Genomic DNA, 3,568 nt, shown 5'->3' with positions numbered 1-3,568 from the left:
GTCGAAGCCGAGCCCAGCCCGCCCTTGAGCCCCGACGTCAATGCGCCGGTGCCGGCGCCGGTCGTGCCCAATGCAAAGTCGGCCTCTGCCGCTTGCGCGGCTTGGTAGCCGAGGTCGCGATAAGGCGGGTAGCGGCCCCAGCCCTTGTCGCCGCCATTGCGCAGGTCGAACAGGATCGCCGCCGGCACGATCGGCACGCGGAAGCCGCCGACCTCGACGCCGATGTTTCTTTCGCGCAGGGCCGCCTGCACGCCCGAGGCGGCGTCGAGGCCGAAGGCCGAGCCGCCCGAAAGCACGATGGCATGGATCTCTTGGACCGAATTCTGTGGCTCCAGAAGGTCGGTCTCACGCGTCCCCGGCGCGCCGCCCAGCACCTGCACGCCCGCCACCGCCGGGTCGTCGCAAAGCAGTGCCGTCACCCCCGACTTCAACCTGGCGTCTGCGGCGTTGCCGACCCTGAGGCCGGCGACATCGGTGATCAGGTTACGCGGGCCGGCGCGGAACATCACTTCGTCTCCAGCGGTACGAAGCGCGTTCCATCGAAGCGGAAGGCGCGGAACGGAGACTGGCTGAGATCGCCCTTGTCGTCGAACCGGATGGGCCCGATCGCAGTCGCGAAGTCACGCCCGGTGAGCGCTTCGGCAAGCGGCTTGCCCGAGCTTTCCGCTTCAGCGGTTGCAGCTTTGGCGATCTCGACCGCGGCATAGGCCGGCAACACGTAGCCTTCCGGTATGACGCTTCTCTCCGCGAAAGCCTGCACCACCTTGGGATCGGCGGCCTCGGCCCATTCGGGCGGAGCGATCATCAGCGTACCCGCGGCATAGGGCACATTGCCGGGGGGCGTACGCAGATTTTCGCCACCGGCGAGAGTGATGCCAGCATTGAGCGAGCCGGCATCGCGACCCATGATGGCGATGTCGTCGCCGTCGCCGCCGGCGAACACCTTGGTTGCCCCGGCCTTTTTCAGCCGGCCGATCAGGCCGATCTGGTTGTCGAGCTGCGGCCGGAATGTGTCGACGAACACCGGTTTCAGCGCCGCCTGCTCGGCGGCCGCCCTGAACGTCTCGGCGATCTCGCGGCCGTAGATCGTGCCGTCATCGACGATGGCGAAGAGTTCGTTCTGCCACAGATGCGTCAGGATCCTGGCAGCGGCATTGCGCTCGTCATCGCCGCGTGGCCCGAGCCGATAGACCGGCCAGCCGGTCTTGGCGCGCCGGTCGGTCAGGCTTTCGGTGCGCACGCCGACAGTGATGACAGGAATGCCAGCCTCTTTCAGGATCGGCAGTGCCGCCTCGATCGCCTCGGTGCAAAGGAAGCCAACCACCACATCGACTTTCGCCGCCGCGAAGTCGCGTGCCGCGGCGACTCCGCCGTCCGCGGTGCAAGCGTCATCGAGCGTCTTGATCTCGGCGCCGTTCGCTTCCGCCGCCAGCCCGGCGCCGGCTTCGACCTGCTTGCCAAGGATCGCCGAAGGGCCGGAGAGGGGGGCCGCAACGCCGACGACGAGGTCTTCGGCGCCCGCGTTGCCGGCGAAAGCAATCGAGGCCAGCACCGCCAATATCGTCACCAGGGGTCGCATGTGAGCGAAGCGTTCCTCCCGCGCCGGCGGTAGGTTTGCCGGCACCCGTTTCGCCAAGACCTAAAGGCTGCCCGCCCTCGGCGCAACGCGAATTTCGGGATATGCGTCAAGCACTTCGCTTGTGGCTAGCAATATGCCGCCATATATAACGGTGGGTTCTGAGGAAAATCATCTGTGCTGAAGAAGAACGACATCGGGCCGCAGGCCTATCGCGACGCGATGGCCCATTTTGCCGGCCAGGTCCACGTGGTGACCACCGACGGCCCCGCCGGCAGACGAGGCGCGACCGTTATCGCCGCTTGCTCGGTGTCCGACACGCCGCCGACCGTGCTCGTCTGCCTCAACCGCGAAAATCCCAAGAACGAGCCTTTTGTTGCGAATGGCAGGTTCGCGCTCAACACGCTGGCATCGCATCAGGAGCCGCTGTCAGTCGGCTTTTCCGGCATGACCGGCCTGCCGGTGGAGGAACGGTTTGCGCTGGGCGAATGGGACGTGATCTCGACCGGCGCGCCGACCCTGAAAGGGGCGCTTGCCGTGTTCGATTGCGAGCTGATCGACACCAAGGATCTCGCCACGCACCGTGTGCTTTTTGGCAAGGTGACAGGCCTGCGCATCGGCGATAATTTGCGCCCGCTGATCTATCACGGTCGCGGCTATCGCGCCCTGTAGGTGCCTTGATGGCTGACTCTACGGAGATGGAATGACCGGCTTGAAACCGCGCCCGGCGCCGCGGACGATCGACGAGACGCTCGATCTCCTGACCGGCGCGGACTATGTGGCGGACCGTTCGCTGGCCACCGTGCTGTTTCTCTCATTGCGCATGAAGCGGCCGCTCTTCCTCGAGGGCGAGGCCGGCGTCGGCAAGACCGAGATCGCCAAGGTGCTGGCCGAGGCGCTCGGCCGCCGGCTGATCCGCCTGCAGTGCTATGAGGGGCTCGACGTCTCCTCCGCCGTCTACGAGTGGAACTACGCCGCGCAGATGATCGAGATCCGCATGGAGGAGGCGGCCGGCAAGGTCGTGCGCTCCGACATGGAGCGCAACGTTTTCTCCGAAAAGTACCTGATCCGCCGCCCGGTGCTCGATGCGCTGACCGGCAAGGCGGGCGCTGCCCCGGTATTCCTCATCGACGAGCTCGACCGCACCGACGAGGCCTTCGAGGCCTTCCTGCTCGAAATCCTCTCGGACTTCCAGGTGACGGTGCCGGAGCTCGGCACGATCAAGGCGGAGGAGCCGCCGATCGTCATCATCACCACCAATCGCACGCGCGAAATCCATGACGCGCTGAAACGCCGCTGCCTCTATCACTGGGTCGACTATCCCAATGCAGAGCGTGAGCTGGAGATCGTACGGCGCAAGGTGCCGCAGGCCAACAGCCGGCTTTCGGCCGAGGTTGTGTCCTTCATCCAGAAGCTCCGCCAGATCGAATTGTTCAAGGCGCCGGGCGTCGCCGAAACCATTGACTGGGCCGGCGCATTGACCGAACTCGACAAGGTGGCGCTCGATCCGGAGACAGTTTCCGACACGATCGGCGTGCTGTTGAAATACCAGGACGACATCGCTCGCATCGGCGCGGGCGAGGGCCGGCGCATCCTCGACGAGGTCAAGGCCGAGCTCGCGGCGGCGCAGTAGGCCCATGAAGGCGCCGCGTTCCGATCCCGCAGAGGCCACGGAAGACGGGCGCATCGCCGACAACATCGTCTACTTCGCCCGTACCTTGCGCAAGGCCGGCATGCGGGTCGGGCCGGCTTCGGTCAAGGATGCGATCGAGGCGGTGCTTGCCGCCGGCATCGGCTCGCGCGATGATTTCTACTGGACGCTGCATGCCGTGCTGGTCTCCCGGCACGAGGACCATCCGGTCTTCGACGAGGCCTTCCGGCTGTTCTGGAAATCGCGCGAACTGATCGAGAAAATGCTGGCGATGTTCTCGCCCGTCGCGCTGAATACCAGCGAGAAGCAGAAGCCTCGCGCGGCCGAGACCCGCGTCAGCC

Annotated in this window: 4 protein-coding genes and 1 pseudogene; 3 read left to right on the top strand and 2 right to left on the bottom strand. The window is 65.9% G+C overall.

Features of this window, described 5'->3' with window-relative positions:
• The coding region (locus EN781_RS28660) for a P1 family peptidase (protein WP_189347908.1) at positions 1 to 506 on the bottom strand (506 nt) is incomplete at its 3' end.
• A complete protein-coding gene (locus EN781_RS28655) occupies positions 506 to 1,579 on the bottom strand; it encodes a branched-chain amino acid ABC transporter substrate-binding protein (protein ID WP_127400560.1) in 1,074 nt (357 codons plus the stop codon). The genes EN781_RS28655 and EN781_RS28660, both read right to left, overlap by 1 nt.
• Before the next feature lie 174 nt (positions 1,580 to 1,753).
• Between EN781_RS28655 and EN781_RS28650 the strand changes: the two genes are divergently transcribed.
• From EN781_RS28650 to EN781_RS28640, 3 genes and pseudogenes are all read left to right on the top strand, one after another.
• Positions 1,754 to 2,248 carry a flavin reductase gene (locus tag EN781_RS28650; RefSeq protein ID WP_126054825.1) on the top strand — a complete coding sequence of 165 codons (495 nt, stop codon included), beginning with the start codon at positions 1,754 to 1,756 and terminating at the stop codon, positions 2,246 to 2,248.
• A gap of 31 nt (positions 2,249 to 2,279) precedes the next feature.
• On the top strand, positions 2,280 to 3,209 hold the full coding sequence (locus EN781_RS28645) for a MoxR family ATPase (protein ID WP_126054824.1): 930 nt from the start codon (positions 2,280 to 2,282) through the stop codon (positions 3,207 to 3,209).
• Between the two features lie 4 nt (positions 3,210 to 3,213).
• A pseudogene (locus tag EN781_RS28640) lies at positions 3,214 to 3,568 on the top strand (VWA domain-containing protein); the annotation flags it as partial.

It is taken from the genome of Mesorhizobium sp. M4A.F.Ca.ET.090.04.2.1, assembly GCF_003999085.1.
GTDB lineage: Bacteria > Pseudomonadota > Alphaproteobacteria > Rhizobiales > Rhizobiaceae > Mesorhizobium.
Note: the sequence above shows the minus strand (reverse complement) of the source record. Positions and strands in the feature narration are given on the sequence as shown.

Bases quoted from the DNA above. Each gene is read 5' to 3' on its own strand.
- EN781_RS28655 (WP_127400560.1), bottom strand. From the start codon at position 1,579: ATGCGACCCCTGGTGACGATATTGGCGGTGCTGGCCTCGATTGCTTTC.
- EN781_RS28645 (WP_126054824.1), top strand. From the start codon at position 2,280: ATGACCGGCTTGAAACCGCGCCCGGCGCCGCGGACGATCGACGAGACG.